This window comes from Nostoc sp. C117 (genome assembly GCF_043099735.1).
In the GTDB taxonomy this organism is placed as follows: Bacteria; Cyanobacteriota; Cyanobacteriia; order Cyanobacteriales; family Nostocaceae; genus Nostoc.
On sequence record NZ_CP170991.1, the window covers coordinates 2,873,034 to 2,899,769 of the forward strand.

General features: G+C 40.7%; 23 protein-coding genes, 1 tRNA gene and 2 pseudogenes. 12 read left to right on the forward strand and 14 right to left on the reverse strand.

The genetic code is table 11. The features are described 5' to 3' along the window. Positions 1 to 104 precede the first annotated feature (104 nt). Together ACFG4S_RS12780 and ACFG4S_RS12785 are read right to left on the reverse strand one after the other, a co-directional pair. Positions 105 to 884: a hypothetical protein gene (locus ACFG4S_RS12780; RefSeq protein ID WP_392535159.1), complete on the reverse strand. Its 780-nt coding sequence runs from the start codon at positions 882 to 884 to the stop codon at positions 105 to 107. 2 nt (positions 885 to 886) lie between these two features. Further along, complete coding sequence (locus ACFG4S_RS12785) at positions 887 to 2,068, reverse strand: hypothetical protein (RefSeq protein ID WP_392535160.1); 1,182 nt, start codon at positions 2,066 to 2,068, stop codon at positions 887 to 889. A gap of 323 nt (positions 2,069 to 2,391) precedes the next feature. Between ACFG4S_RS12785 and ACFG4S_RS12790 the strand changes: the two genes are divergently transcribed. Continuing rightward, positions 2,392 to 3,549: a helix-turn-helix transcriptional regulator gene (locus ACFG4S_RS12790; protein WP_392535161.1), complete on the forward strand. Its 1,158-nt coding sequence runs from the start codon at positions 2,392 to 2,394 to the stop codon at positions 3,547 to 3,549. Positions 3,550 to 3,662: 113 nt separating this feature from the next. Here ACFG4S_RS12790 and ACFG4S_RS12795 read toward each other — a convergent pair whose 3' ends face one another. The 3 genes from ACFG4S_RS12795 to grxC form a co-directional block, all read right to left on the reverse strand. After that, positions 3,663 to 4,973: an IS701 family transposase gene (locus ACFG4S_RS12795; protein WP_392530234.1), complete on the reverse strand. Its 1,311-nt coding sequence runs from the start codon at positions 4,971 to 4,973 to the stop codon at positions 3,663 to 3,665. Positions 4,974 to 5,421: 448 nt separating this feature from the next. Continuing rightward, complete coding sequence (gshB, locus tag ACFG4S_RS12800) at positions 5,422 to 6,390, reverse strand: glutathione synthase (RefSeq protein WP_392535162.1); 969 nt, start codon at positions 6,388 to 6,390, stop codon at positions 5,422 to 5,424. A 219-nt stretch (positions 6,391 to 6,609) separates the two neighbouring features. Next, on the reverse strand, positions 6,610 to 6,879 hold the full coding sequence (gene grxC, locus ACFG4S_RS12805) for a glutaredoxin 3 (RefSeq protein ID WP_392535163.1): 270 nt from the start codon (positions 6,877 to 6,879) through the stop codon (positions 6,610 to 6,612). Between the two features lie 925 nt (positions 6,880 to 7,804). On the opposite strand from grxC, the gene ACFG4S_RS12810 reads away from it, so the two are divergent. Genes ACFG4S_RS12810 through ACFG4S_RS12820 form a run of 3 tightly spaced genes read left to right on the forward strand, consistent with a single transcriptional unit; the run spans position 7,805 to position 8,900 of the window. Continuing rightward, positions 7,805 to 8,014 (forward strand): DUF2997 domain-containing protein, encoded by a 210-nt coding sequence (locus tag ACFG4S_RS12810; protein ID WP_392535164.1) that lies wholly within the window; start codon positions 7,805 to 7,807, stop codon positions 8,012 to 8,014. Between the two features lie 38 nt (positions 8,015 to 8,052). Further along, positions 8,053 to 8,439 carry a DUF1257 domain-containing protein gene (locus ACFG4S_RS12815; protein ID WP_392535165.1) on the forward strand — a complete coding sequence of 129 codons (387 nt, stop codon included), beginning with the start codon at positions 8,053 to 8,055 and terminating at the stop codon, positions 8,437 to 8,439. Further along, a complete protein-coding gene (locus tag ACFG4S_RS12820) occupies positions 8,439 to 8,900 on the forward strand; it encodes a ferredoxin (protein WP_392535166.1) in 462 nt (153 codons plus the stop codon). Before ACFG4S_RS12815 ends, ACFG4S_RS12820 begins: the two co-directional genes overlap by 1 nt. Positions 8,901 to 9,200: 300 nt before the next feature. On the opposite strand, the gene ACFG4S_RS12825 is transcribed toward ACFG4S_RS12820, so the two are convergent. From ACFG4S_RS12825 to ACFG4S_RS12835, 3 genes are all read right to left on the reverse strand, one after another. Further along, positions 9,201 to 10,805, reverse strand: coding sequence for a DUF4335 domain-containing protein (locus ACFG4S_RS12825; protein WP_392535167.1), 1,605 nt, complete (start codon positions 10,803 to 10,805; stop codon positions 9,201 to 9,203). A gap of 269 nt (positions 10,806 to 11,074) precedes the next feature. Continuing rightward, positions 11,075 to 11,680, reverse strand: coding sequence for a DUF3038 domain-containing protein (locus tag ACFG4S_RS12830; RefSeq protein WP_392535168.1), 606 nt, complete (start codon positions 11,678 to 11,680; stop codon positions 11,075 to 11,077). Between the two features lie 357 nt (positions 11,681 to 12,037). Next, a tRNA-Ala gene (locus ACFG4S_RS12835) sits at positions 12,038 to 12,110 on the reverse strand. A gap of 1,002 nt (positions 12,111 to 13,112) precedes the next feature. Here ACFG4S_RS12835 and ACFG4S_RS12840 point away from each other — a divergent pair. The 3 genes from ACFG4S_RS12840 to ACFG4S_RS12850 are packed head-to-tail and all read left to right on the forward strand — an operon-like array spanning position 13,113 to position 15,530. After that, positions 13,113 to 14,204, forward strand: a complete 1,092-nt coding sequence (locus ACFG4S_RS12840) for an acyl-CoA dehydrogenase family protein (protein ID WP_392535969.1) — start codon at positions 13,113 to 13,115, stop codon at positions 14,202 to 14,204. Beyond that, positions 14,164 to 14,943 carry a PIG-L deacetylase family protein gene (locus tag ACFG4S_RS12845; RefSeq protein WP_392535169.1) on the forward strand — a complete coding sequence of 260 codons (780 nt, stop codon included), beginning with the start codon at positions 14,164 to 14,166 and terminating at the stop codon, positions 14,941 to 14,943. Before ACFG4S_RS12840 ends, ACFG4S_RS12845 begins: the two co-directional genes overlap by 41 nt. Continuing rightward, positions 14,940 to 15,530, forward strand: coding sequence for a class I SAM-dependent DNA methyltransferase (locus ACFG4S_RS12850; protein WP_392535170.1), 591 nt, complete (start codon positions 14,940 to 14,942; stop codon positions 15,528 to 15,530). The genes ACFG4S_RS12845 and ACFG4S_RS12850 overlap by 4 nt, the downstream gene beginning before the upstream one ends. A 187-nt stretch (positions 15,531 to 15,717) precedes the next feature. Here the strand turns inward: ACFG4S_RS12850 and ACFG4S_RS12855 are convergent, their stop codons facing one another. Then, positions 15,718 to 17,076, reverse strand: a complete 1,359-nt coding sequence (locus ACFG4S_RS12855; protein WP_392535171.1) for a glycosyltransferase family A protein — start codon at positions 17,074 to 17,076, stop codon at positions 15,718 to 15,720. 800 nt (positions 17,077 to 17,876) lie between these two features. On the opposite strand from ACFG4S_RS12855, the gene ACFG4S_RS12860 reads away from it, so the two are divergent. Next, the gene (locus ACFG4S_RS12860) at positions 17,877 to 18,131 is read left to right on the forward strand and encodes a hypothetical protein (RefSeq protein ID WP_392535172.1); all 255 of its coding nucleotides are present in this window, start codon (positions 17,877 to 17,879) and stop codon (positions 18,129 to 18,131) included. 36 nt (positions 18,132 to 18,167) lie between these two features. On the opposite strand, the gene ACFG4S_RS12865 is transcribed toward ACFG4S_RS12860, so the two are convergent. Further along, positions 18,168 to 19,388, reverse strand: a complete 1,221-nt coding sequence (locus ACFG4S_RS12865) for an MFS transporter (protein ID WP_392535173.1) — start codon at positions 19,386 to 19,388, stop codon at positions 18,168 to 18,170. 227 nt (positions 19,389 to 19,615) lie between these two features. Then, positions 19,616 to 21,538, reverse strand: coding sequence for a hypothetical protein (locus ACFG4S_RS12870; protein ID WP_392535174.1), 1,923 nt, complete (start codon positions 21,536 to 21,538; stop codon positions 19,616 to 19,618). A 265-nt stretch (positions 21,539 to 21,803) separates the two neighbouring features. On the opposite strand from ACFG4S_RS12870, the pseudogene ACFG4S_RS12875 reads away from it, so the two are divergent. Continuing rightward, a pseudogene (locus tag ACFG4S_RS12875) lies at positions 21,804 to 22,150 on the forward strand (IS4 family transposase); the annotation flags it as partial. Positions 22,151 to 22,435: 285 nt separating this feature from the next. On the opposite strand, the pseudogene ACFG4S_RS12880 reads toward ACFG4S_RS12875, so the two are convergent. The 3 genes and pseudogenes from ACFG4S_RS12880 to hisF form a co-directional block, all read right to left on the reverse strand. Beyond that, positions 22,436 to 22,609, reverse strand: a pseudogene (locus ACFG4S_RS12880) (ISAs1 family transposase); the annotation flags it as partial. 702 nt (positions 22,610 to 23,311) lie between these two features. After that, positions 23,312 to 23,503, reverse strand: coding sequence for a hypothetical protein (locus ACFG4S_RS12885; protein ID WP_069071057.1), 192 nt, complete (start codon positions 23,501 to 23,503; stop codon positions 23,312 to 23,314). A 100-nt stretch (positions 23,504 to 23,603) separates the two neighbouring features. Next, positions 23,604 to 24,377 carry an imidazole glycerol phosphate synthase subunit HisF gene (hisF, locus tag ACFG4S_RS12890; RefSeq protein WP_392535175.1) on the reverse strand — a complete coding sequence of 258 codons (774 nt, stop codon included), beginning with the start codon at positions 24,375 to 24,377 and terminating at the stop codon, positions 23,604 to 23,606. A gap of 80 nt (positions 24,378 to 24,457) precedes the next feature. Between hisF and ACFG4S_RS12895 the strand changes: the two genes are divergently transcribed. The 3 genes from ACFG4S_RS12895 to ACFG4S_RS12905 all read left to right on the forward strand — a co-directional run bounded on the left by ACFG4S_RS12895 (position 24,458) and on the right by ACFG4S_RS12905 (position 26,735). Then, the gene (locus ACFG4S_RS12895; protein ID WP_392535176.1) at positions 24,458 to 24,691 is read left to right on the forward strand and encodes a hypothetical protein; all 234 of its coding nucleotides are present in this window, start codon (positions 24,458 to 24,460) and stop codon (positions 24,689 to 24,691) included. 3 nt (positions 24,692 to 24,694) lie between these two features. Next, positions 24,695 to 25,795, forward strand: coding sequence for a Holliday junction branch migration DNA helicase RuvB (gene ruvB / locus ACFG4S_RS12900; protein WP_392535177.1), 1,101 nt, complete (start codon positions 24,695 to 24,697; stop codon positions 25,793 to 25,795). A gap of 133 nt (positions 25,796 to 25,928) precedes the next feature. Continuing rightward, entirely contained in the window at positions 25,929 to 26,735 is an 807-nt protein-coding gene (locus tag ACFG4S_RS12905) for a tetratricopeptide repeat protein (protein ID WP_392535178.1), read from the forward strand. Position 26,736: the final 1 nt, after the last annotated feature.

The following is a 26,736-nucleotide window of genomic DNA, read 5'->3' on the forward strand; positions in this document are numbered from 1 at the left end:
GGAACTACTTTAAGAAATCTTCACTTTGTTACATCATCTGCTATCTTCGCCATAATTTTAGACGGGATTTGATAAATGCTTACCCTGCAATTGAACTAGGAATTCTATTTTTGGGGGAGGAGTTTAGGCAATACCTGCTCAAGGATTCGTTTTTGACCATTAGGGGTGAGAGCAACTTCATCCTCTGCAACAGGTCGAATATCCTTACTTTTGATTAGCCTAGATATAGCAACATTAACATTTTGAGGGTTCTGGCTGACAGCATGTTCGCGTAGTTCAGCCCGACTCAAGCGATTATTGGCTGCATGATACAGCAGCAACAGAACTTCATCCGTTGCATAAATATCCCTTGCCAGAACTAGAGGTTTTCCATCCAATTCATGAATTACTGAATGTTCTAGTTGAACAATTTGGGCAATGGTTTCTGCAACAACCTTTCGATCTCGATTCCAAACTAGGCGGAGAAATTCTGCAAAAATCCATTTGCTTGCATGAAGCACTAGCATTGAATCCATATAGTTTGCAGTGTACTCGGTTGATATGTGAACAGCACCGCGATCGGAGCGAAACCCATATACAACCTCAATCACTTTAGCCAAATGATAACGATCCTTCGAGCCAAGTTGATGAGGAATGTTTTTGTTCAATAAATCCTCACGAATCTTACCAGGCAATTTTCGATGATCAATCTTTCCGGTATCCATTTGAAGCAAGCAACGCGAAATCGCTTCACAAAACCGCCCACCGTCTAGTTCTGCTGGTTGCCAGTCACCAGCTAGAAATCGTTGCTGCATTTCGACATAGCATTCAACCACTGCATGGGCAAAGTGAGAGTCAATAATTGTTGAAAGTTCTTGAATTAATTGCTCAGATGTCCTTCTCATAGTCACACCTCACCAGAATTTTCAGAAGATTCATCAATAGTTCCATTGCTTTGTGTGGAGCTTATCAATCTTTCGACCTCAGCCAAACCAGGAGATAGTAATTGGAAACCATCCTGCACTTTAATTAAGCTTCCTTGTCCTGAAGTTGCTTGTAAGCGTCTTTCTAAATTACGCTCATCTAGCTCGATGCCGAGTCCGAAATACAAGAACTGCTTGAGCTTGTAGCTTGAAACCGCTATCTCAGGATTGCTTGTTGCCTTACCAATTGCCCATAGACTAAACAAGCCCTTCTGCATGACTGTGCAATCTTTAATGGCTGCATAAAAATCAATATTCGAGGCAAATAATTTCCAACTAGCTACCCAAGGCTCCACTTCTTTGGACATTCCATTATTCTTGCGCTTGCCATTCTTGCTGCTGCTTTCTGAATCTTCCTCGTTTTTGACATTAGATTTAGAACTACGTGAGGCTGTACCAGAGGTTAAATCCCACTTGCCTTTTATCTTGTCATCAAATACTTCTGCGAGAACTTTTCGCGCTTCGTCTTTTCCTGAAAGACTTAGCCCAGCCATATTTCTCTCAACAATCAAGTCAGGACTTTTACTAATCCATGTGACGATGTTGTTATCATGGAATCCAACTCTTTTAAGAATTTCATTCAACTCAGCACGAGGAATTTCCTCCCGTTCATTGATATCTAACGAATACAAGAGAACCAGATAGGTCAACCTGCGTGCAGCATCTTTCTTGTTTGCAGCTTTGAGCCTCTTCTTGTCCATTAGCTGTAGTTGTTCGCCGTTGTGCCGGAAAATCTGTTTTAACTTGTCGGTATCGCCTTCATGAGCAGCAGGAATTTGAGCAACTGTATCAATTGTAGATTTATTGTTCTCCTCGCCGGATTCGTCGTTGAATAAGGAAAGTTGTTGAGGTTCGGCATTACTTAAATTACGAATCACAGAACGACCATTAGGTGGTTTTCCAGGTGTCATTTGTCCACCAACGATCGCCGCGATCGCAGCACCACCCCAGCTAATACCTACTTCGTTGCTCAGAGATGCCTGAATCTCTCGTGAGTAGCCTTTGCTGGTTTCAAAAAATTTTAATGTATTCATCACGGTAGGTAGAAGACCATTATTACTGGATGCCGATCCGTTATGGCCTTCACCTATTGGGGTTCCACACATTACACATCCTTTTGCGCCGGGAAGAAGTATTTCATAGCAGTCTTTGTTTTTACATCGAATCTGCTGAGGACAGTTAGAACAGTAAAATCCATTGCTAGACAAGGGATGTTGGCAAGAGGGGCATATTTGCATATTTTTAAGTCTCCAAAACTCTATTTGAACTGCATTTTACAAAGAGGTTCAGATAGAGCGCGACTATTTGGCAGTATTAGAGGCTATAAAATAAAATCTCTAGGAACTATACTTAGCAAAAGTTTTAAACTTTTTATAAATTACAGGTTAATACTTTTATATTATTGACTTTTCAGGGTGAAATATAGTTTATGGCGCATTCTTATGCTGCTCTTCCTGCCTTCGAGCGACTTTTACTATTAATTGCAACCTTTGTCCGATACCCAGGAGTTGGTTGTATTGATCCTATGCAATCTGACTGTAATAATCATGATACATTGCAAATAGTACAATTGTACCTACAAAAAGTAGCAAGCGAATTAAATGTAAAGCTACCGCCATATTCGTGTCATACCATCCAAAAAGATTTGAAGACTCTTCGTCGCTATGGACTTTTGGATAGGCGACCTTACCGCTGGGGTTACTATGTTGGTACAGGTCTAATGAATCGGGAAGAGTTACAAGTTGCGCTCAATGCCCTACACTCTCAGGCAAGATATCAGGAAGAACCTCAAATTAACCGGATCTATCAAAGACTAATGCGGCGATTAGGAGGGTTAAACCTGAAAGATGAGATGCTTTATCCGGTAAGAACCCAATTAGACCGAGTTATCGTCTACACCGATCCGGTGGAAATGATGGCCAAGGGCAAATATCAAAGCCGAGGCACACTATTTGAAAAACTAGATACACTTGAAGCAGCAATTATTAAAGGGCAAGCAGTTGAGCTTTATCGCTGTCGTAATCCTTACAATCCCAACAAAACCAGATATGAGCAAGTTTATCCTTTACAATTGATTTATGCAGACATTGCCTGGTATTTGTTGCTGGAAGATTATAACAACGGTCATCTCGTAGTCTCACGTATTGATCGTTTTAGCGATCACTTCAATGTTCTGGATAGCAAAGGCCGCGGCTTAGATAGCCAATGGAAAAGCTTACATATCGCTCATCGGCTCTTAAAGGCAGGTTGTGGCTTGAAGTTGGGTTTAAGAGAAGAGCAACAAAAGGAGATCCGTGGAGAATTGGAGCTTGTAGAAGTGAAAGTTCGATTTTTCCCTGAAGTAATGGGATTTATCCAAGAGGGAGAAAAGCGACATCTTCACCAAGAAATCAAACCAGGACCTAAGGGAAAAGATGGCAAATTTGCTTATGTAGATTATATTGTGAGATTGCCTGAGCGATCGCTGGAGGAGTTTTGTCGCTGGGTTTATCGCTTTATGGGCAATGCTCAGTTCATATATCCTCAATATCTAGCTGAACAACACCAGAAATTTGCTCGTGTATTAATAGATCGGTATTGTTCCTGATATTTATGTATAGGATTCATATTTGATTCTTGTGAAGCTAAGTACAACTCAAAAAGCCTTCTTTCTCCTTGCCTATTGCAAGAGAGCTTATTGACTATCCCTGTTGTGTCACTTTAGGCAGAGGAAAAATAGAATTCAGGGTGAGCCAGGAAGGTGAAAATTGGATAAGTTAGCCTATAAACAATGGATTGAAGTTGAGAAAAACCCAAAGAAAGCTGAGGAATGGGAAAAACTGTTAACCAGGGATATATGAGGTTAAATAAAACGAAAGGTTGAATAACTAAACGCAGATTGTTGAGAATATTCTTCCAACCTTTACCATTATCCCACCAGGGGTGAGAAGCGAATGCTGATTGAGAATCTGGAGGAGAAGGACGCAGAGATTCTGAATGAAGACTAACCATAAGGTAGGCACTACAAACAATCTCCCACCAGCGTTCAATATCTTCATAGCGAGTAAAACGATAATCAGCCCAACCTAATTCATTCTTACTTTGTTTTAAACCATATTCTACCCATGTTCTTAACCCATAAAAATTCCCAACCTCTCTAGGTGTGATGTCGGGATATTTGCTCATCACATACCAGGTAGAGTTTCCAGGTAAGTTATCCGTGTCTGTAGTAATTTGCCAATACTTATGTTCTCCACGTTTGCCGTGAATTATTTCTCGAATAAACCGATTCTCACTGCTTAAGTCAGAGAACACCCTTTTAAACCTTTGCCACTTTAAGTATTGAGTGTACTGCCCTTTAAGTAAGTCTACAGAATGGTTTGAGCGAATCGCCACTAAATAATTTAAATCAAGTTCATCTAGCACTGATATGAAATTCGTCCCACTCTCTCCATATAAACTATCAGCCAGTACCAAGTTGAATTTGAACCCCATTAACTGTAGCTTTCTGATTAGCATTGCCCCAATTTGAGGCTTAGTCAGATATTTATCTCCTGGCTTTAATTTTTCTCTTGGCTTGTATACTTCAAACAGTAGTGGAAAAGTCATCCCACAGAACACACCATACGCGGTGACTGCCACAACTCCATTCTCTACTTTTCCTAGATTGCCTATATACTGCCGTTTCACATAGTCTGTAGTGTTACCTTTCTTTTTATCTCCTGTTTCATCAATAATTAAAATGATTGGTCTACCTTTTAATACCTCTAAAATTAATTTCAATCGCAAAGCTCTTAACTGTTCTACTGACCATGATGATGTAGTTAAGAAATGGTGTAGTCCTTGATAGTTATCTAGTCCAACAATTTTCGCTATTTCAGGTAGACTTTTCCGTTTTAAATCAGAAATACATCCTATATGTAGATATTTGAAAGCTTCAAAATTCCTAACATCTGAAAACAGGTTTTTATACCACAAGCAATATTCATCCACAAACTTCACGGTTTTAATGGGTGAACGAGGCTCTACCATGCTCTGTGTCTTCGTTCTAGGTTTTGTACATTATTATACTACCGCGATAGTGACACAAGAGGGCTATATATACAGACAAGTTCTGCAAATCAAAGCGGATTCGATTCCAAGACCTTTCATATCTGGGTAGGATAATTGATATTTAAGTCGATGGCGATCGCCTTTTGGGAATTTAGGGAAAAGTGCGATCGCAATCCAATACCAGAAAACAATGATAAGTAGTAGTCTGTCAATAAATAATTGATGGATAAATTCCCTGTAGAGACGGCGATTTATCGCGTCTCTCTAACTGCTTAATGCGAAACGGGCGGTTAGAAACCACGTCTACACTAAACTTTACCCACCGACCTGGGTTTCAAACCCTTAATTTTCGTTAGTCCGAGGAGGCGGACTTTGCCTGTGTACCCGCGAATTCTATTCGCCAGGGCTTAAGTTGACACTATATTTTCTATTCTTCCACAGTTTGTTCAATCCATTGAATAACCTGATGACCGAGCCGAGTACCATCTAGGCGGTCAATCTCACGAATTCCGGTAGGGCTGGTGACGTTAACTTCAGTCAGGTAGCCACCGATAATGTCAATACCCACAAAAATTAAGCCGTCCTGGCGTAAACGTCCGGCTATTTGGGTGCAGATTTCATGCTCTCTAGGAGTAATTTCGGTTTGAGCGACTGTACCACCAGTTGCCATATTATTGCGAAAATCAGTTCCGCTAGAGAGGCGATTAAGCGCGCCAATCGGTTCGCCATTGAGCAAGATAATCCGCTTATCTCCTTCTTTTGCTTGGGGTAAATAGGTCTGCACCATTACTGGTACTTTACCTTGGAGAGTACTGAGTTCAACAATGGAGTTAAAATTGCGATCGCCTGATTGCAAAATCAAAATCCCTTCCCCAGCTTTGTTACCCAATGGTTTGAGAACCGCAGATCCCTTTGCTTCCACAAATTGCCGGATAAACTGCTTATCAGCACTGACAATGGTTTCTGGAATTGCTTTAGTAAACTGAAGGGCGTACATTTTTTCATTAGCCCCTCGGATACCGCTAGGACTGTTAACGACCAAAGTTTTATTTTGGTCAATGTAATCAAGAATATAAGTAGCATAAAGATAGGAATCATTCACTGGTGGATCTGTCCGCATAAATACGGCATCCATTGTTTCTAAAGAGACCAAATAAGACTCGCTTAACTTATACCAAGGATTCGCCGCTACCCAGCGTCCCTCCAGCAATTGCACTGGTATAAGTTCTAATCGCTGTAGGACAGCCCAAGCTTTGCTCTCCAGCACACTCAGCAGATTTGCTTGAGTTACCCAAACTTCATGTCCCAGGATTTGCGCTGCTTCCATCAGAGCAACACTGGTATCATGACACGGGTCAAGCAGATGGATGGGATCAATGATAAAAGCCAGTTTCACCCTTTCTACCTCAATCACCAGAAAATTAAATGGTTATTCAATTATTATCTTTTGACGAGCTTACCAATTGAGGTACATGTGTACTGCTAAGTTCTCGCTTAAAAGCGAAGATTTCTAGGGAAAGAATCCAGAAACAAGGCAGCGCATTGCTTTTCGATAGTGTAGCGACTGCCGTGTATATCTACTGGCTTGTGGCCAGCGACGCAATACCTCCTGAATCTAAACGCTGCTAGAAGTTAGTAGCTCATCCAGCTTTCCTTCACTGTCTAAAGCATGGATATCATCACAACCACCAATATGCTCGTCATTGATGAAAATCTGTGGTAAAGAACGGCGTCCATTGGCTCTTTGAGACATTTTATTTCTCGCTACTTCATCTCCATCAATGCTGTATTCGATAAATTCAACACCCTTGTTATTTAGCAAACTTTTGGCACGAATGCAAAATGGGCAAGTTCTCCAAGTGTAAATTTCTACTTTTGCAGCCATAAAGTCCTCAAATTGATTTAATACTTCTTAATTTTAGAACTTTACCACTAGCTCTAGCGGCTCTATCCTGTTGGAATCTAAGGTAGTAAATAATCAATACCAATTAAGTACTTAATACCTTGGCTGAGATACTTGCCGACTAAAACTTGTGCATCGCCCTTTGATTTTTGTCAATTAAAATTAGTATATATACGGTAACTGTTCGTATATTAACTAGTAATGATAGCAAGCACAGAAATCGTTAGTGAACCTATGGGTTTGACGTAATTAAGGGACTTGCAAATAAAAAAATATCCCTCCGTTCACAGTCAAAACTTCGACTACGCTCAATGACCAACGCTCAAATCGAGCGATTTGCACTGAGGGCGTCGAAGTGAGTCGAGATTCAATGACCACAGCCAACAACTTCAAGCGGCTGTTTTTATTTCTTGGAGTTCTCTAAGTTTGATGTCAGTGCAGCTAAGTCATTGATGGGTTAAATTAATTACTATAAGGCGATCGCATACACAAATCTTGAAGAATAGTAGATTCCACATACCTATCTAGCTGTGGCTAACTTTTAACAAAATATGGAAAACTTAATTGTAATGATAAACTTTTTCAATAATTTTTATATTTTTGTAACTTATTGAGCTGGCTATACTACTTCTAGTGCTTATTTTTAGGACTTTTGCAGCCTAGTCAGTAAAGTCACTTGTTACCTTGACTAATTGAGGAGGTTAAGAGAGACTAACTAAAGACTGATGTGACTGCTAATAAAATTAATAAGTTTTGTAAAGATTCTGAGATATATATGTTGAGAGATGGAACATTAGTTAACAAATGGTAAGTTTGTATCTAAGTAAAAATGTTCCGATAGCTATATTTATAGCCTTTTCTTAAGGCAGTACAATTCAAACGTATTTCATAGTGGTTGGCCAAGAGCATGGAGACATTAGAGTTCATAATTTATCCAGATGGTCGGGTACAAGAAAAAGTCACTGGTATTGTGGGTGCTTCTTGCGCTGAAGTTACAGCCGCAATAGAAGCACAGCTGGGGCTAGTACTTAAGCATGAGCCAACCTCAGAATACTTCGCCGCGAAGGTGCAGCAATCGAATGTGGCGAATACGCAAAGCACTTACAGCGATTGGTAAGTTTTCACGTAGTTTAGTGTCATTTAATTTAAACCACCATGTCACACTTTAGCCAAATTAAGACTCAAATCCGTAACCTTGATTCTTTAAAAGACGCTCTGACTGAATTGGGCATAGACTGGAAACCAGGTCCACGCGAAGTACGCGGCTATCGCGGTCAAACCCATCCTGCGGAAGTTAGTATTGAGCAGGAAAATGGCTATGATATTGGCTTTAGATGGAATGGCAAGGAATATGAACTTGTAGCTGACTTGCAATATTGGCAACAAGATTTATCTGTGGATGGATTTTTGCGCCAGGTAACACAGCGCTATGCTTACCAAACAGTTGTGAAAGAAACTGCTCGTGTTGGCTTTCAAGTCGCTGAACAACAAAAAAATGAAGATGGTTCCATTCGCCTGGTAGTACAGCGCTGGAGTGCGTAATGGCTGATTTTCTGCCGTCGCCAGAAGAACAAGAAGAGAACCGGTCCGGTTTAGAACCAGAATTAGGGGGTTTTTTACGGGATGCCCCAGAGCGTTCTGGTTTAGAACCGGAATTGGGCGGTATGCTTCGCCAAAACGGTGTTTATGTTGACGAAATCACCTGTATTGGTTGTAAGCACTGCGCTCATGTTGCGCGTAACACTTTTTACATTGAACCAGATTATGGGCGATCGCGTGTGGTTCGCCAAGATGGCGACGCCCAGGACATTATCCAAGAAGCGATCGATACTTGTCCGGTTGATTGCATTCACTGGGTTGATTACACTGAACTTAAAAAGTTAGAAGAGGAGCGCAAATATCAGGTAATTCCTGTAGTGGGTTATCCGGTAGAACAGGCGGTTTCTGCTAGCGAACGCCGGCGTAAAAAGCAAAAGTTAAAGACCAAAAAATCCCGTTATTAAGATAAAAAATTTAAATCAATATCATAAAGGACTGCTTCTACCAGTCCTTTTGTTTTTATTTTGTATACGAATAATACCAATTAAATTAATGATTGCAACAGATCCTTGGGTGAAGACGCGATGAATCGCGTCTCTACAGATGATTTATTTGTCGCATTTTTTTTCAAATTGGTAAAACCCTTGGAAATCCCTCTAAATCCCCTGATAAATTGGGGGATATTAATACTCTTATTTCCCCCCTTTTTTAAGGGGGTTAGGGAGAATCAACAAATATTTGATACTTCTCAGAAATCCTCTAAATTATTCATCTGGAAAGGTTTGTACTTTACCATCAGGACTGAGAACAACTCGAATTCTGACATTTTGTCCCCGTTTATTGGCGGAAACGAAGGGTTTACCAACTTCAGGCATTCCAGCGCTATCAACGTATTCTCTTGCTGCCTTATTCAGGGGAAAAATTCGTTCAATTGTGCCGTCAACACCGACTATCAAACTGTATTCTAACGTTTGTCCTAATCCTGTTGGTGGTTGCCAACGCTTTGTAATGTATTCTCTAGCTTCTGCTACTTGAGGTGTATCAAATAATGTACCGGTTGCTACTTCTGTTGATGTGGGAGTTTTGCGTTCGCCCCCTAATTGATCGATAAATGGATTATTTTCAGTTGTTTTAGAAGAGGGAGGTTCTGAGGAGGGTTTATTTGCAGAAGAAGCTGCTTGTAGGGCGCTGATTGTTTCGTCCAGTTGTTGTGAACTTAACGGGGAGCCTTGGACAGGGGTATTGAAACGTCTATTATTTGGTATGGTGGCAATTCGGGGTGGGACTACAGGCGGGATATTGGGTGATAAGCTAGTGGTGCTAGAAGATACACTAGATGGTAAATTCCGTCTCTTAGGGAGAGCATCAGTTTGGGAATTTAATCCTGTGAGATTCTGTCCCAGATTTGGTAGAGTAGCAATTTGCTGGCTGGGTATTTTGCTAGATGATGCGGCTCCATTTCGAGGAAAAGTTGGAGTTTTCCCTTGGGGTATGGTCAGTGGATTATTTGGCAATACAGCTGGTGCTGTAGAGAAACTGGAACCGGGGACTGTTAGCGGTGCTTGGGGCAAAGTAGATGCTGGAGGTGGAGGAGTGGAACCAAGCAAATTATCTGGTGGGGTAGTGAGTCCGGGTTGAGGTGTGGGAAAGCTTAGTGATGGTGAAGGTTCTAGAGCAATCTTGGACTCAGATGAATCTGGTGTTTTAGCTGTCTGCTGTTTTTCCCTGATGTTATTGGCATATTGCCAGGTCACTGGTAAAAAGCCCACAGCTAATACTAAGACTGCGGCAATAGGCGCCCAAGCAGGAAAGCTCATATTTGAACTCCTGTTGTTGAGAGTTGGTAGTGCCATAACATCGGTCGAGTATTCATCTAAAGCACTGGCCAAGTCAAATAGTTGTAACAGACTCAGCTGAATCACTGAACCAGATGTCTGGTTGGCGAGAGAACCAAGAAATAGCTTGTGAGTTAAATAACTGCTGGGTTCTAAATATATATTTGCCCCTGGAATTTGGGTACTAAAAGAATTTAATGTTTTTGTTGATAGCCCTAATTTTGGCTCATCCAGTGCTGTGCTTGATTGTTGGGTACCAGAGAAACTCACCCAAAAGCTTTCGGGAGACTGTTGAAGGAATTCTTGTACATAGCTGGTGACAGCATCAGACAAAGCTTCGAGTTGGTTGCGATCGCCCCGAATGGGAATTCTGTGTTCTTCTGGTAGTCGGGGATCGTCAAAACGCAGTTCAAAGCTGAGCTGCTTGAGGACAGTTTTCCCCATCCAACGGGACAAAGGTGAGCTTTGTGCGAATACTTCTAGCGTACAAGTAGGGGGTGTGTAGCGACGAATCACAGTATTTGATAGAGGCATGGCAGGAACTGCGAGGAAGACTATTTGGGATTTTGCGTTCGCGTAGCGTGTCGGAGACAAAAGTTAAGTCAGTTGCTTGGAAATAAAAGTTGCAACAGTGGATTTCTCTACTCAGAACTTTGTCAGGTTCTTTTTTATCCAAACTGATGTGCAAGGAGGAACCAATGCTGATAGGGTATTTCCCAAGGGTTAAAGACTATCAAAAGGGTTTCTCGACCTAGCAAACAAATCACAAGCGAATTTTGGTTGAGGAATCTCAAATGTCAAATTTAAAATTTTACAGAACGGTCTATAAGTGCTAGCCAGAGACGGCGATGCCCACCAGGGGCACTGTAAAAAAGTATATCTACAAGCAGTTTTAGTGCCAGGTTGCTAAGTAAATCCGTTGAGATTTGCTCATCCTCTTCCATCCGCTCTTGGTAGGTGTTGCAAAATGCATCAATATAATCTCCAAGTAAAGCAGCCTGGTGAGGTTCCCGGTTACTTTCTGCCATTTGTTCTAACAGGCTAACAGCGCGACGAATCAATTCTTGGTGCTGTTTGGCTAGGTAGCAAATGATAAGAACAAGCGATCGCGCTTCTTCTACATCTAGTTTTTTTCGCCCTCCTTGACCTTTGCGTAGGGGATTTGATTGGCGCAGTCGCCATAAAGCTACGCGGTCTGGCACTCTTGACTCTAAATTTAAATCAGTTGCCGCCGAAAGCATAGCCTCAGAACCAATCCCAGTTAAGGTTTCTAGCGCCAACAGCACCAAGTCTAATTGGGTTTTTATATTGTCCCATTGAACTGTGTTTGGGGCTGGAAGCTTGATTAGATCCTCCCACTGGGCATTTGGAGTGGCTGAGTTGGTGGCCGAGTGCATAACTTTTAGCATAGGTGATCAAGCTGATGGGGAATGGTGCTGTTACCCATTTTGAAACCAGACTCTCAATAGTTAAAGTTGGTTTCCTATAGCTATGAGCCAGAGGCTTGATATAGCTTTTGTTTATCTGGTCAACAGCAGGTATCTTTGTCCTACTCTAGATGAAAATTAATTTTCTACAAAGTAGAAAATTATTAATCCCAGTTAAGTTTTACCCGATTTTGGCTACTAGCTCAGTACAAAAGTATAAATAGATAATGCTTTTCTTGAGCCTGTTTGCTAAAACACAATATTTTAGACCTTTGTCATTAAAATACAGACTAAGGAATAATCAATTTAGACACAAAGAAAACTAATATCTTTAAAAAATGGAGCTAAGCGGATTCGAACCGCTGACCCCCTCAATGCCATTGAGGTGCGCTACCAACTGCGCTATAACCCCAGAATCCTCATTAGGTAAGCTAGTTTAAGCTTTCTAATTAGTTCTATAAATTATCTTAGCTTAGATATTATGCAAGTTTATGCAAGTTAAGTCAAGCCGAATATATTAAGTTATGTAAATTATTGAGTAAATATTGACACTATAGGGTCTGAAGCTTATGATTTATGCAGACTATAGTCAAAGAAGTCAATATAAAAAGTTATCTTAGTAAATTTTGACTTAACCCCCACCTGAAGAGAACACAAAGGCTAGTACCTTCAAGTGAATTTAACCCATACCTGAGATGAAAGTAATTGCTAGTAATATCAAGTGAATTGAATACCCCACCTGCCTGGAGAGAAATTCAAAGGTGTGCTTTTCAGTTTATTTCTGCTGAAATTTGGGTATTTTGAGGGTATATAATTTTCTTACAATTACAAAGGCTTCCAACAAAGGCTTCTAAAGAATAAAGTACTTATGCTACCGACTCCGATCCTTGCGATCGCCTGACCTACAGAGCTATTTTATTATTTTTTTAATAATGACTACTATTTAATTACCACCAAACTTTTAATTAACTTGGTGGTAATTTGTTTATAAATGCCGCTAGAAACTCTTTCTAATAGCTTTGAAGCTGATAATTTTACTTTCTACAGTTACTTCTAGAGTAGCAATATAGTGGTTAGAACTTGAGTGAAATAGAGAATATGGGAGGATGAAGAAAATCAACAGCAAAATGCATCTCCAATGAAAGTATACTTCATTGCCATACGCAAAAAATAATTTCTGCATACAATAATCTCCCTTTTGTTGAATATATAATCATACAAAAGATAGAGATGCTAACCGATTTAACTTAATTACTATTAACAAGATATAAAGAAATATTACAGAAAGGAGTCGGCTATTAGCATCCAATTATTAAAGAATGTCGTCATTCCCAAATGGCATAGTTCCGACATTGCTCTGGATCTAAAACGTGCCAGAGAAATTGCGGATTATTGTTTAAACAATGCCACTGCTATAGATTGCAATACTGCTTTTCCCAAGCAAGAGTTTGAGCTAATTGCTAAGGCTGGGTTATTGGCTGCACCATTAGCGAAAGAATTAGGCGGATGGGGTGCAGGAATTGATGCTAATGTTACCTACGAGCTTTTAATGCTATTAAAGCAGATAGGGTATGGCAATCTGGCAGTTGGCCGAATTTATGAAGGACATATCAACGCCCTGCAACTGATTCAGACCTTTGGTTCTATAGAACAAATCACAAGCTGCGCCCATGATGCCCGCGATCGCCACAAAATATTTGGCGTTTGGAATGCTGAAGCCTCTGATGGTGTGAAGATAATTCCTTGTGAGAATGGGCGTTATCGGCTGGAAGGTTCTAAAACGTTTTGTACAGGTACTGGCTATGTTGAACGTCCTTTCGTGAATGGAGTATTGCCAGAAGGCGGTTGGCAAATGTGCATTGTCCCAATGGACGAAGTGACAACAGTTAGCGATCCCGCTTGGTGGCAACCTTCTGGAATGCGAGCTACTGCTAGTTACAAAGTGGATTTTAGCGGTGTCGAGTTGGAGCAGAGCTATTTAATCGGCCAGCCAGGAGATTACTATCGACAGCCTTGGTTATCTGTTGGGGTGATTCGGTTTGCTGCTGTACAACTAGGTGGGGCAGAAGCACTGTTTAACCTAACTCGTCAGTATCTGCAAAAGTTGGAATATACAAACGATCCATATCAACAGGAACGTCTTGGCAGAATGGCGATCGCCATTGAAAGTGGTAATCTCTGGCTGCGAGGGGCTGCGGATCGAGTAGCAGCCTATGCACCAGTGTTTGGTGGCGATCGCACTGTTGTTCACCCGCAAGCAAACCAACTCGTCGCCTATGCCAACATGGTCAGGACAGCAATTGAACAAATTTGCATTGATGTGATGCATTTGTGTCAACGTTCTGTGGGAACTCGCGGCTTACTACCACCAAATCCGATGGAACGAATTATCCGAGATTTGACTCTATATCTGCGTCAACCTGCTTTTGATGCGGCCTTGGCAAATGTCGGGCAATACGTCTTGCATGAAAGTAATCCGGCTTCAATACTTTGGAATGATGAATGAATTCGGCTTGATTGCATTACCACTAGACAATCCTAATGTTTTGCCTTGGCGTTCAGTTGACGAGATTGCCAGTAGTCCGGCATTGATTGTCGCCCCCCATCCTGATGATGAAACATTAGGTTGTGGAGGTGCGATCGCTCTGTTACGGTCTTTAAATTGTCATGTGCAAGTTTTAGTCATCAGTGATGGTACTCTTTCACACCCTCGTTCCCAGAAATATCTCGCAGCTAAACTCCTAGCTCTGCGGGAAGCAGAAACGCTATCAGCATTAAAATTGCTGGGTGTAGAGGTGAATGATGTCACCTTCTGTAGAATGCAGGATGGGTCAATTTCAACACAGTATCAAAGTGCAGTAGCTAGTTGTCGTGCTTACATTACAGAAATCGCCCCACAAATTATCTTTTTACCCTGGCGATATGACCCTCACCCAGACCACCGAGCGACGTGGAAGTTAATTCACACAGTGCTGGATGACTTACCCTTATCCCCCCGATTGATTGAGTATCCGATTTGGGATTGGGACTGTGACCAAAGAGAGAGTCTGCCAGGAGATATTGAGGTGACAACCTGGCGGTTGAATATTAGCGCAGTGGTGGAGTTAAAACAGCAAGCGATCGCTGCTTATCGTTCCCAAACTACAAACTTAATTGATGATGATCCAGAAGGCTTTCGCCTAACTCCCGAAATGTTAGCAAACTTTACTCATCCTTGGGAAGTTTATATAGAGGAAAACCAATGAACCCGTTACAATCTAATTCCCTACCACCCAGCTACTTTGATAAACTCTACAGCGAAGATCCTGACCCGTGGAAGTTTGAGACAAGTGTTTACGAAGCTAACAAATATGCTGCCACAATCGCAGCTTTACCCAAAGAGCGCTATCGGTCTGCCTTTGAAATCGGTGGTTCCATTGGCGTTTTAACTGAAAAACTGCAAGAACGTTGTGACTCACTGCTCTCAGTTGATGTATCAAAATTGGCGCAGGATAGAGCAAAAGAGCGCTGTCAGCATCTCTCCAATGTCAAGTTCCAGATTATGCGTGTCCCAGAGCAATATCCTAATGAAATATTTGATTTGACCCTAGTCTCAGAAGTCGGCTATTACTGGTGCTGGGAAGACCTGAAAAAATCCCAACAGTACATTCTGGAACACCTGGAACCTGGAGGACATCTACTTTTAGTTCATTGGACACTCTATGCCCGTGATTATCCCTTGAGTGGGGATGAAGTTCATGACTCGTTTTTTGAGTTAACCCCAAATAAACTGCGGCATTTAAAAGGTCAACGGGATGAAGAATATCGACTTGATTTATTCGAGCGAGTCTGAGAATTGAAGAAATAGACAAGGGGAATTGTCTCCCAATCTTCTTGTCCTTTTCTATAAAATGAGCCTTATTTTTTGAGATATAGTTTTACCAAAAAAGGCAGTTATTGCGGAGAGTAGTTTGAGCTTACGGAAAACTGCCCTCTGCTGAGGTAAAACGATCAGTGTGATTGGTTGTTCTGTGACGCGCTTAGATCAAGGGTTTAAGACCCCCATTTTCTAGGCTTTTCGTAGGGTAAAGCTCTTTAGTTAGTTCCAAATCATTCTGGGTCGAATTTCCGTGGAGTTTGCTGCAACTGAGCCGTAAACTCTCAAGACGCAAGCGCAAGTCTCCAATTGCTTGTTCAATTTCCACAAATTTCCAGCGCGAAGCCCAAATTTGTTCTGACTGCTGGCGTTCTTCGACTTGTTCAAACAACTGACCAAAGGTATAAGGTTGAGTCAATTTTTCTAAAAGCCATTGGACTGAAACTCCCAGCATCTCTGCCAAGCATACGACGCTCTTACGATCTGGCTGATAGCCATTAAGAACGCACCACCACATCACTCGTAATTGGCGGCGGGCAACAAAACGAGTTTCGATAGCCTCTGCTGGCTCGACTACAAATGTTTGCTGCTGCCGTCCCATTTCTATCCATTCATTCAGCTGATTTGCTAAACCAACATTGGTACGTCCAATTTGTCTGGCCGAAGTTACTACTCGCACTAGAGAACTGTGGCGAAAACGGGCATTTACCCGTACCAAAGCACGGTAAAAAGCTACATCTTCAGGAGTCCGCACTGGTGGTAAGCCTCCCGCCAGTGCATACATTTCTGCTGTTACTGCCAAACTTGCTCCATAGTGTTGATAATGTCCGGGAAATCTATCATAGGGGTCGGGATCGAGATAAGTTTCTAACTTGGTTACTAAATAGCGGTAGCCTACTTCACGCAGATAGCAAGCTCTGGCGTAAGGGTGTAGATCCGCACGCCCAGCGCGTTCAACAAGAATTCGCCCACCTACAGCATCAGCACCACGGTTAATTTCATACAGATTGGCAGCAATCCAGGTTGGGCTTACCTGCGAGTCTCCATCAGTTGAAGCAATTACCCCCCTTGTGCGTCCTAAGCTACACAAACGGCGGTATGCTTCATCCATTAAAATCTGACGCACTCGACCAATATAGGCAAGTGCCGGAGGCAGAGTTTTTTCCACTACATGCAGTGCTATATCTGGATGTTGCTCCGCGAAACTCCGGGCTATAGCTGCTGAATCATCGCTACAATTATTTGCCAACAAAATTATTTCGTAGCGTCTGGGATCTAAAAACTGTCCTTGTAGATCGACTTGATGTATCAAGGCAGTAAGGGTTGCTGCCAACGTCTGAGCTTCATTGCGAACTGGAACAATTACACAAACTTCACAATGCGGTGACGGTGGTATTTGGACTAAAGTTTGAGAAAAGTCTTTCTCGATCTGTACAGATGGAAAGTCAGCAACGAAGAGCAAGCGTTTACTTTCCATAAAAACCATTTTTCCATCTCCAGGAGCAGCTACACAAGATTTCATCCACCATCGGAAACTATTAATATTTGTAACTCTATTTTGGATATTCTCTCATTTGTTTTGGCTCTACCTACAGTATGATTAGTGTTGATTAAAACTCTCCGAACATCAGGTATCAAAAACTAAAGTCTGTTTGTTCTCACTAAAAACTTTACTAATCAAGGTATGTTATTTATATCTTTTTGCTAACGTCAAATTTCCGACTAGAAAATCATACTTAAATCATCTATTTTAGTTAATTTTTTTACTAAAAATCAGTCTTAAGAATGAGATAAATAATGTGTTATCTTATTAAAATTTATATTTTAATAGTAACTAAATCACACCAAAGCAGATTTATGCAAAAACTTAAACGCAAGATTAATAACCTGCTTTTTGGTCGTTATAAACATTGTTTGGATAATTCTAAAAGCACACACATCTGTTCGTAGTTTGGATCGACTCAACCTTTCTTTGGGCGATGTGCGAGATGTTTTTGAACCTTACTTGGCAATTTTCTTAGCAGCAGATCGTCATTGGAATCCAGCCTAAGTAGGTATTGCTCTATCGACCACTAGCATTGCTGGAATTGTGGCACAAACATCAACAGGGGCGCTAGTGGGACTTAGGCAAAAAATACCGATAAAATGACCTCAAACGTATATTCCAAAGGGTTTTGACATCATTTCGCTTGATTTGTTGATATATCTGGGTTTCAGGCGTTTTCGGGCATTTGGTGTATTTCCCTTACCTCGCAATGGTTTGAGGCTTATTTATTTCTCAAAAATGTTTAAGTCCCGTTAACTGCTGCAAAAGCCGAAGAGTTGCTTCTTGTTCTGGAACATCCAGAATTGCCCTTACATAACAATCCTGCGGAACTGGCTGCTAGAACTATGGTGCAGCGACGAAAGATTAGCTATACTACCCAAACCGAACTTGGTACAAAGGTATGGGATATTTTTACGTCCCTTGTTGCAACTACTCGTAAATTGAGTATCAGCTTTTTTGAATATATGCGCGATCGCATTTCTTTGATAGGAAATATCCCATCTTTACTGATTTCTAATATAGCCGTTTAAGGCAACCGCTGTGGAGCATCGGTTTGCAATTTACAACTATTGTGTTTTTTTAGTTCTGACTTTTGAAGAATTTTCAGCTGTTGTATATTTTGCTAACCAACAATTGAAAACTATCATCAAAGCTCCCATAACTACCATTAAAATGGGAATGCTTTCTAGTCCTAAATGTTCAGCAAGCGAGCCAACTAGAGTTAGAGTACTGGCGGCACCTAAAGCGGCAGCACTAGTCATAAATCCAATGGCAGGGGGTACTAAAATTGGAGATACGCGTTGTGGCAATAATCCAATTGTTGCTGGGTACATGACAGCTAGCCCAAAACCAATTAAAGGTAGACTGAATAACTGATTTGGCAACAACCACCAAATTACCAGTCCACTCATCAGAAGCATGAGAGAGAAATTAACAGTGCAAACTGTACCCCATTGCTTGATGAAACGTCCCATAAACAACCGGCCAACTGTAAGCCCTAGCCAATAGGCACTGACACTGTAACCTATAAGTAATTCTGGTATATTCCGAGTCTGGCTTTGAACAGCGTAAGCCCAATTACTTATAGAAACCTCAGTGCCTGTATAAATAAAACACAGTAAAGCAGAGATTAGCACTGCGGGACTGCTAAGAGCTAGATGGAGATTAGCTTTCGGATTAGTCACAAAAGTTGTCACATCTAAACTCATAAGTTTATTGTTATAAACAATTACCCAAATCATTGCGATCGCAAGCATTCCAACAAGACCAGCAGTTTGTAGGTAGACAAATCGCCAGCCCAATCCGATAGCGAGCAAAGTAGTTGCAGATGCGGAACCAAGTAATGCCCCAAATCCGTAGAAAGCATGTAACAAACCGATTAAGTTAGAATTACGTTGAGCATTAGCAATGTAAATATTGATGCCAGCATGAATGAGTCCATTTCCTATACCCAGCAGTATTGAAGATGTAAGCATTACACACCAGTAACTGGTGTATGCATAAATAGTTAAGGCACTAGTGAGCATAACAGAAGCCAACAGTAGCATTCGTGCTAAACCTATTCGCTTGGCTAGCACGCTGCTTGTCAAGGATGCAACTATAGAACCGACCATTTGGCTGAGAAAAAGTATTGTAAGGCTTGTTGGCGTTAATTTGTAAGCTGCCTGAACTGAGGGTAACAAAACTCCAAACTCATTATTGGTCATGCCTATAACGAGATAAGCATAAAATGCTATGGCTACACCAATCTTATTTTTATGAGTCTCTTGTAAAGGAAATGCTGACATAATACACTTTAAATTATTGAATTATTAAGTAAATACCGAATAGTACTAATACTCGATCAAGCTAAAATTGCCTTGTAGGTCAAGAAGAGGGAGAAAGAGAGGCTCTTGAGGAAAAAGCGTTGTTGAAAAATAACTTTTTCTCCCCCTGCTCTGATAACTTGTCACTATGCAAAGATAATTATTTGCTTTGCCACATAGGAAAACGGTTACTGATCGGTAAAAGCACACTAATCGACCGTTAAAGCTAGCTGTACTTTGTGTACAACTGAACCAATTTTTTTGTTCAAAGTCCAAGTTATACGCAAGTGGTCATAACACAGAACACACAAACCTGATACAAACCAGATGAAGTAAGCAATCATTGTTCCGGCCAAACACCCAGCGGGAGTATATGGATGTTGTGAGAGTATATTCAATGCGATAGATGAGCCGTATAATAGCCAACTCCCGTGTATGAAATAGCAGGTCAAAACCCATAGAGGTAGAACGCTAAAATTGTTGTTCCTTGGTGTTGAAACAGGGGGAGAACCCAAATTTATATACGGAGCAACTGCTCCCGCCATGACAAAATAGGCGGCAATTGGAAACATTAAATACTCAACTGGCAGTCTAACTATAGCCTGCCAAAATTTTACGTTAGGAACTGGAATAATTCGGCGGAAAATTTCAAAAGCCAGAACTAAAGTCGGCATCACAGCTAAAAACCAAGAGTCTAAGGTTGGTTCTACAAGTAACTGTAATGTCATAAAGCTAGTAATCAGAGCAACGTTGGCGTAAGTAAACCAACTCATTCCGTGGTAAAATAACACTAATCGACCGTTAAAGCTAAGAGTGCTTTGTGTTAAACTTAAAAGCTTCTTTAGTGTCTGATGAAGAAAAATCCTCACATTTGCTTTTGTCCATCGAGACCACATGGCGAACAAAGCACCTACGTTCCTAGGGGCTTCACCCTTTCCTACTGAAAAGTCCAGCAATCGCGTTTTGAGATATATTAACTTATCACAATATAGAGCGTAGTCTTCAATTCCATATCCTTCCGGAAAAAGTTTCCAGCCATCTAATAACTGTCCTCCAAGAAGTTTGATGTTTTGTTTTTCAAGTAAGTTTGGACTCAGACGAATTGATGCCATTGAGCCAAAGTAACTACATCCAATAACAGGTTGTGAGCGAGTATCTAGCCACCCAGCTTCCCAATGAAACGATGCTGCGTAGTGCGCTTGAAATGCATAACTAAAGAGGCTACCTGACACCGGAAAATCTTGTTTTATTGATTGCACTAGGATAGTGTCGGCTTCTGCCTCAGCAATAGACTGAAGTTTAGAAAATGCTAGTGGTTCAATTTTTTCATCAACATCAACACAGTAGAAATAATCAGGACAGGGTATGGAAACGATTCTTTGCTCTACAGGAACACCATATTCTTTTTGAAGTTTATGGCATTGTTGACGCAATTGTTTGATATTCGATGCGATCGCTATAAACTCTTTTGATTCAAATCTCAGCCATATACACCGCTTACCAGATAACGATAACAGCAAATTCAGGGCTTCAGCTTTCCTTCGAGAACTATATTCCTGGACAGTTAGTGAGGTGGATATAGATTGTACTGGACAGATACAGCGCCAACAACTCTCGATAGACGAAGCGACCTCTTCATTGTCTGCTTCTATCATCGCTGTAACTAAAACTTCCTCGATTTTAGACCAGTTTATTTCAGTAGCAGTTAGAGATTGATGTAAGGATACCCTAATGGCTTTCGGGAGGTCGGTAATTAAATGAGACAATTCACTTTTGATTTTGTGAATCTGAAGACTGCGCCAATGTTGCAATGTTGAAAGCACTTCAGCTTGACAGGTTGACACTGCAACTGTATTTTTCCCGTCTAGTGCCACAATAATACTACTGGGTGGCCGAACAGCAAGTAAAACTTGCTCAATGCAAGATTGCAACATATGGCTTTCGTTGAGTACAGGAATAGCCACCAGCCATTGTTTATTCGGCACTTGCATAGCTTGAATATGCGGTGTTACATTCACACGACGGTTGGCAAATCGTTGTATTGCAGTAGCTAAGAAAAGCAGATAAAACAGTATTTGAAACCCAGTTGTCATAGCCAGTCCTGATGACGTTAACCACCATAAATTGCTCATTCAATAATTACTCCAATCTGACAAAGTAATAAGCAGATACATTTGAACTTTCAGCCCAGATGGCTGAACAGTTGTGTTGCAAAAACTAAGGTTGAACTGGTAAGGTTCTATCGTAGTATGGTGCATTTTCAAGTTTAAATTTAAATTAAGTTTTTATTAATTTTATAAGCTGTTTCAGAAGTGTTGAACGTTAATAAAAATCAGATAAAATAGCCCAAAACATGTTACTTTTTTGGGCTAAGTCTTAAAATATATTAGTTTGATTGTGATTATCAATTCATTTCCCAAAATTGTCAAAGATATCTTGAGAGGACTGCCAAAAAACGATTATCCAGTATTGAACAGTCGTCTATTCTTTGAGTGCTGGCTGCTTCTTTTGCTCTTGATAACAGCTTAACAAGTATGCGAGATTTGTTTAACAGATTAAAGAACACAGAATTTGAGGTAGATATTTCTACTTTTTCTAAAGCAAACTTACATCGAAGCCAAAAACCTTTTCAAGAAATTTACTAAAAATTAAATGAATTAGTACAGAATAAAGTTGGAAAAAAGTTACACGATAAATATGCAATTTGTCCAATAGATTCAACAGTTATTACTCCCACCAGTAAATTCAGGGGAAACGGATCTAAATTATTTTGACAAAATACAATCTTAATGAATCAACAGAGAAGAGAATGCTTAATTTAATTCAAATGCTTATAAAATTTTTGATTAGTGCTTTAAAAGTTTCATAAATTTACAGTAATTATTTATTTTTAAGAATGAATCTATGTTGATAGTTTCTGTATATTAATATTCAAATTTTTAGACATGAAAAATTAAGATTTAATCATAAAATCTGGAAAGAATAAATATAATAAATATATTTTCCTTTATGCTATAGTCTCGATTTTATCAGATAGATTCTAAAATCTTTTTTAAATATTCGTTATCTAATGCTGCACAAAACTGCTTTCTTTTAATTCCCAATTTTTTGCTCTTTTCTTTTCCTAAAGCATTAACTGCTATATGACGCAGAACTGCAAAATTTTGTGGTGCATTCTCTTTTCTTATTCGACAATCATCTTCTGCTATTAACCTACTAATACTTTCCTTTTTCTCCATTCATATAAGTTACATTTTGTCAAAACAAATTAGACGCGTTTCCCCTGATTTAACCATTTCATAAATGCTTTAGCATCTACTAAGGTTTTAATTAGCTTTTTATATTTTCTCAGTGACCCAAGAAGACCAATATCAGCGCTGTTTGTTATATCTGTCCTGTATCCTCTGCTGTAACATTTGTATTATAGGAGGTAACCTGGACTCAGGAGGCTTAACTCTACCACCATTACCACTATAACTTATACCCCGCAAACAAATATTATACTTAGCAAGGGTAGTATCAAATTCATCTATTAAGCAATCTTAGTATATTAATTTACCATAGTAGTATAATCTAGCTTTCTCTTCAGGATTATCCCAGTGTCATCAGGTTAGGGAGTAGTCTTCGTCTTGGTGAGTCCATCTGAAGTAAGCATTTCTTACCATTTTTTCTGACCTGTAGTTCTTTAATCGCCTTATGCAACTTTGCTAAGACAATCTATAGGAAACTAACGTAAGAATAAGGCTTCTAGGTTTTTTGGTCTCAATGGCATTGAAGTAAACTAGCAACCCCACTATAACCCATTAAAATATATCTATATACAGAAGAATCGCTTAATTATTGCTACTTGTCAAGCTTTATGTGGAAAATAAATTTTAAATATATCTTCTAGCGCTCAGACAGCTTTACGATACTTGCAACAAATAGGTCATACAGTGCCCCATTAAAAAGTAAACTACTAACATGGCTGCGGCTGCCAGAGCAACCAATGTACCAGCTAGCATCAGAGAGAATTCTTTACTCTCATAAGCTCTTTCCATGAGGTGCAGCGACCATGCTACTAAGGCTACATCAAAAAGTAAAATAGGAAGTAACATATTTATTAATATTTCTTAATACAATGTAAACCAATATTAACATCCTTTTGAGGAAGTGTGTCCAACTTGCAATAGATGTCATTGATTCATAAATAATCAGTCAGGAATACAATCGTACTGGTATATGGCGATCGCGCAAATAACTTTTGATTTGGGCAACGCTTAATTGTCCGTAATGTAATAGAGATGCCAGTAATGCGGCTTCAGCTTTACCTTCAGTTATAGCTTCATAAATATGTTCGCAATTACCCGCCCCACCAGAAGCAATGACTGGAATTTCTACAGCATTTGCTATTGTCCGTGTTAACTCTAAGTCATACCCTGCTTGGGTTCCATCAGCATCCATACTTGTGATCAGCAGTTCCCCAGCCCCCCGTTTTTCAACTTCCTGTGCCCAAAGTAGAGCATCTAAGCCTGTATTTTCTCTGCCACCGCGCACATACACGTCCCAACCTGGATTTTCCGGGTTAATTCTGCGTCTAGCATCAATAGCAACGACAATGCATTGATTACCAAAGCGATCGCTTGCCCGATTAATCAATTCTGGTTCACGTACTGCCGCAGAATTAATACTAACCTTGTCTGCTCCAGATCGTAACAAAGCTTTAACATTTTCTAAGGATTGAATGCCACCACCTACAGTCAATGGAATAAAGACCTGCTCAGCAGTGCGGTACACCACATCTAAAATAGTAGCTCGGTCTTCATGAGTGGCTGTAATATCCAGAAATACTAACTCATCAGCACCAGCTTCGTTGTAAACCTTTGCCAGTTCTACCGGATCGCCCGCATCTTGCAAGTTGACAAAGTTAACTCCTTTAACAACCCGTCCCGCCTTCACATCTAAGCACGGTAAGATTCTTTTAGATAACATAAATAATTTTTGTACTTATTAGGTAATTGGCCGGAATTTAAATTTTAAATTGGCGCGGGTATTCTCTGACGAAAATTTTCATGGATATTGGGCATTGGGCATGGGCAATTGGGTATGGGAGACGTGGGATGGTGGGATGGTGGGGAGATGGGGTGAAATTCTCTCCCCATCTCCCATCTCCCAGTACCCAGCGATGCACTGAGCTTGTCGTTGGCGCAGCCTCTCGCAGAGAAGTGTCCTCAGTCCCCAGTCCCCAGTCCCTCATCCCCAGTCCCAACTCCCAACTCTCTAGTCCCTTAAAAGTAGATAGCTGAATTATGGCGATAATCTCCTCGAAAAAACAGCCTCCAGAACCTAACGGAGAACCAAAGCAACGTCGGGAATCGGCGAAAGCAGCATCCACAAATAATATTTTGCAACCTGAAGCCGCTATTGATGAGCAAGATAAGCAGGAAGAAAGTATTCGTCCCCAGCGATTTGCCGATTATATTGGGCAAAAAGATTTAAAGGATGTACTGGATATTGCCATCAAAGCAGCCAAATCTCGTGGTGAGGTGCTGGATCACTTGTTGCTCTATGGGCCGCCGGGATTGGGTAAGACCACAATGGCAATGATTTTAGCATCGGAAATGGGGGTAAATTACAAAATTACTAGTGCGCCAGCCCTAGAACGACCACGAGATATTGTTGGGTTACTGGTGAACATGCAACCAGGAGATATTTTATTTGTGGATGAAATTCATCGCCTCTCGCGGATGACAGAAGAAATTTTGTATCCAGCGATGGAAGATTATCGCTTAGATATTACCATTGGTAAGGGTTCAAGCGCTCGGATTAGAAGTTTGCCGTTGTCCAAGTTTACTTTAGTGGGAGCTACAACCCGTGTGGGTGCTTTAACTTCACCACTGCGCGATCGCTTTGGTTTAATTCAAAAACTACGATTTTACGAAGTTGACGAACTGACTAAAATTGTACTCCGAAGTGCTGAATTACTCAAAACCCCTGTCACAGAAGATGGCGCCGCAGAAATTGCCCGACGATCTCGCGGAACGCCACGGATAGCTAATAGGTTACTAAAGCGAGTACGTGATTATGCAGAAGTAAAGGTGTGTGGGAATATTAATGAAAACGTTGCATCAGAAGCATTGCAACTTTTTCAAGTAGACCCATGTGGCTTAGATTGGACAGACCGTCAGATGCTCAGTGTCATCATTGAACAATTTAACGGTGGACCAGTGGGGTTGGAAACAATGGCAGCGACAACAGGTGAAGATACCCAAACAATTGAAGAGGTGTACGAACCTTATCTTATGCAAATTGGGTATTTAACCAGGACTTCCCGTGGGAGAATGGCGACAAAAGCAGCATACAAGCATTTGGGATTTACGCCACCTAGCGAACAGTTGTCATTATTGTAATTGAGCATTGGACATTGGGCATTGGGCATTGGAACAGGCAGAGGTAAAAAACTAACTACAACTTCTACTTATCGCCATGCCCCATGCCCCATTCCGCATTCCCTATATTCAAGTTAAATACAGATAAAACCAGATGATTAAGTTGATTGGTATTTTTCTCAGTTTGTTGGTTGTTTTTGGTTGGGTTACACCAGTCATGGCAGAATCTCAACCGCCAAGTTTTACTCAAGAACAGTTAAAAGAAGGGGATGAGTGGGCAAATCAGGCTTTTGTCGCTACAAATAAGGGTGATTTTGCCACGGCTGAACAGTACTGGACAAAGATTATTGACCAATTTCCTACTAATGCGGGAGCGTGGAGTAACCGAGGAAATTCGCGGGTGAGTCAGAACAAATTAGAAGAGGCGTTGGCAGATTATAACAAAGCTATAGAACTTGCTCCAAATGTCACAGATCCTTATTTGAATCGGGGTGCGGCTTTGGAAGGATTGAAAAAATGGTCAGAGGCGATCGCAGATTATAATCGTGTTCTAGAAATCGATCCTAATGATGCGATGGCATATAACAATCGTGGCAATGCTAAAACTGGTTTAGGAAAATGGTCAGATGCGATCGCTGATTATCAAAAATCTAATGAGATAGCCCCGAATTTTGCCTTTGCTCGTGCTAACTACGCCCTGGCGCTGTATGAAACTGGTAAAACAGACAAAGCAATCCGGGAAATGCGAAATATTGTCCGCAAATATCCCCAATTCGCTGATATGCGTGCTGCACTCACCGCTGCTTACTGGGTGAAGGGAGAACAAGGGGAAGCTGAAAGTAACTGGGTGGCTGCTTATGGACTGGATAACCGTTATAAAGACATCAACTGGGTAACAAACATCCGCCGTTGGCCTCCGAGTATGGTAGCAGGTTTAGATAAGTTCTTAAAACTCAAGTAAC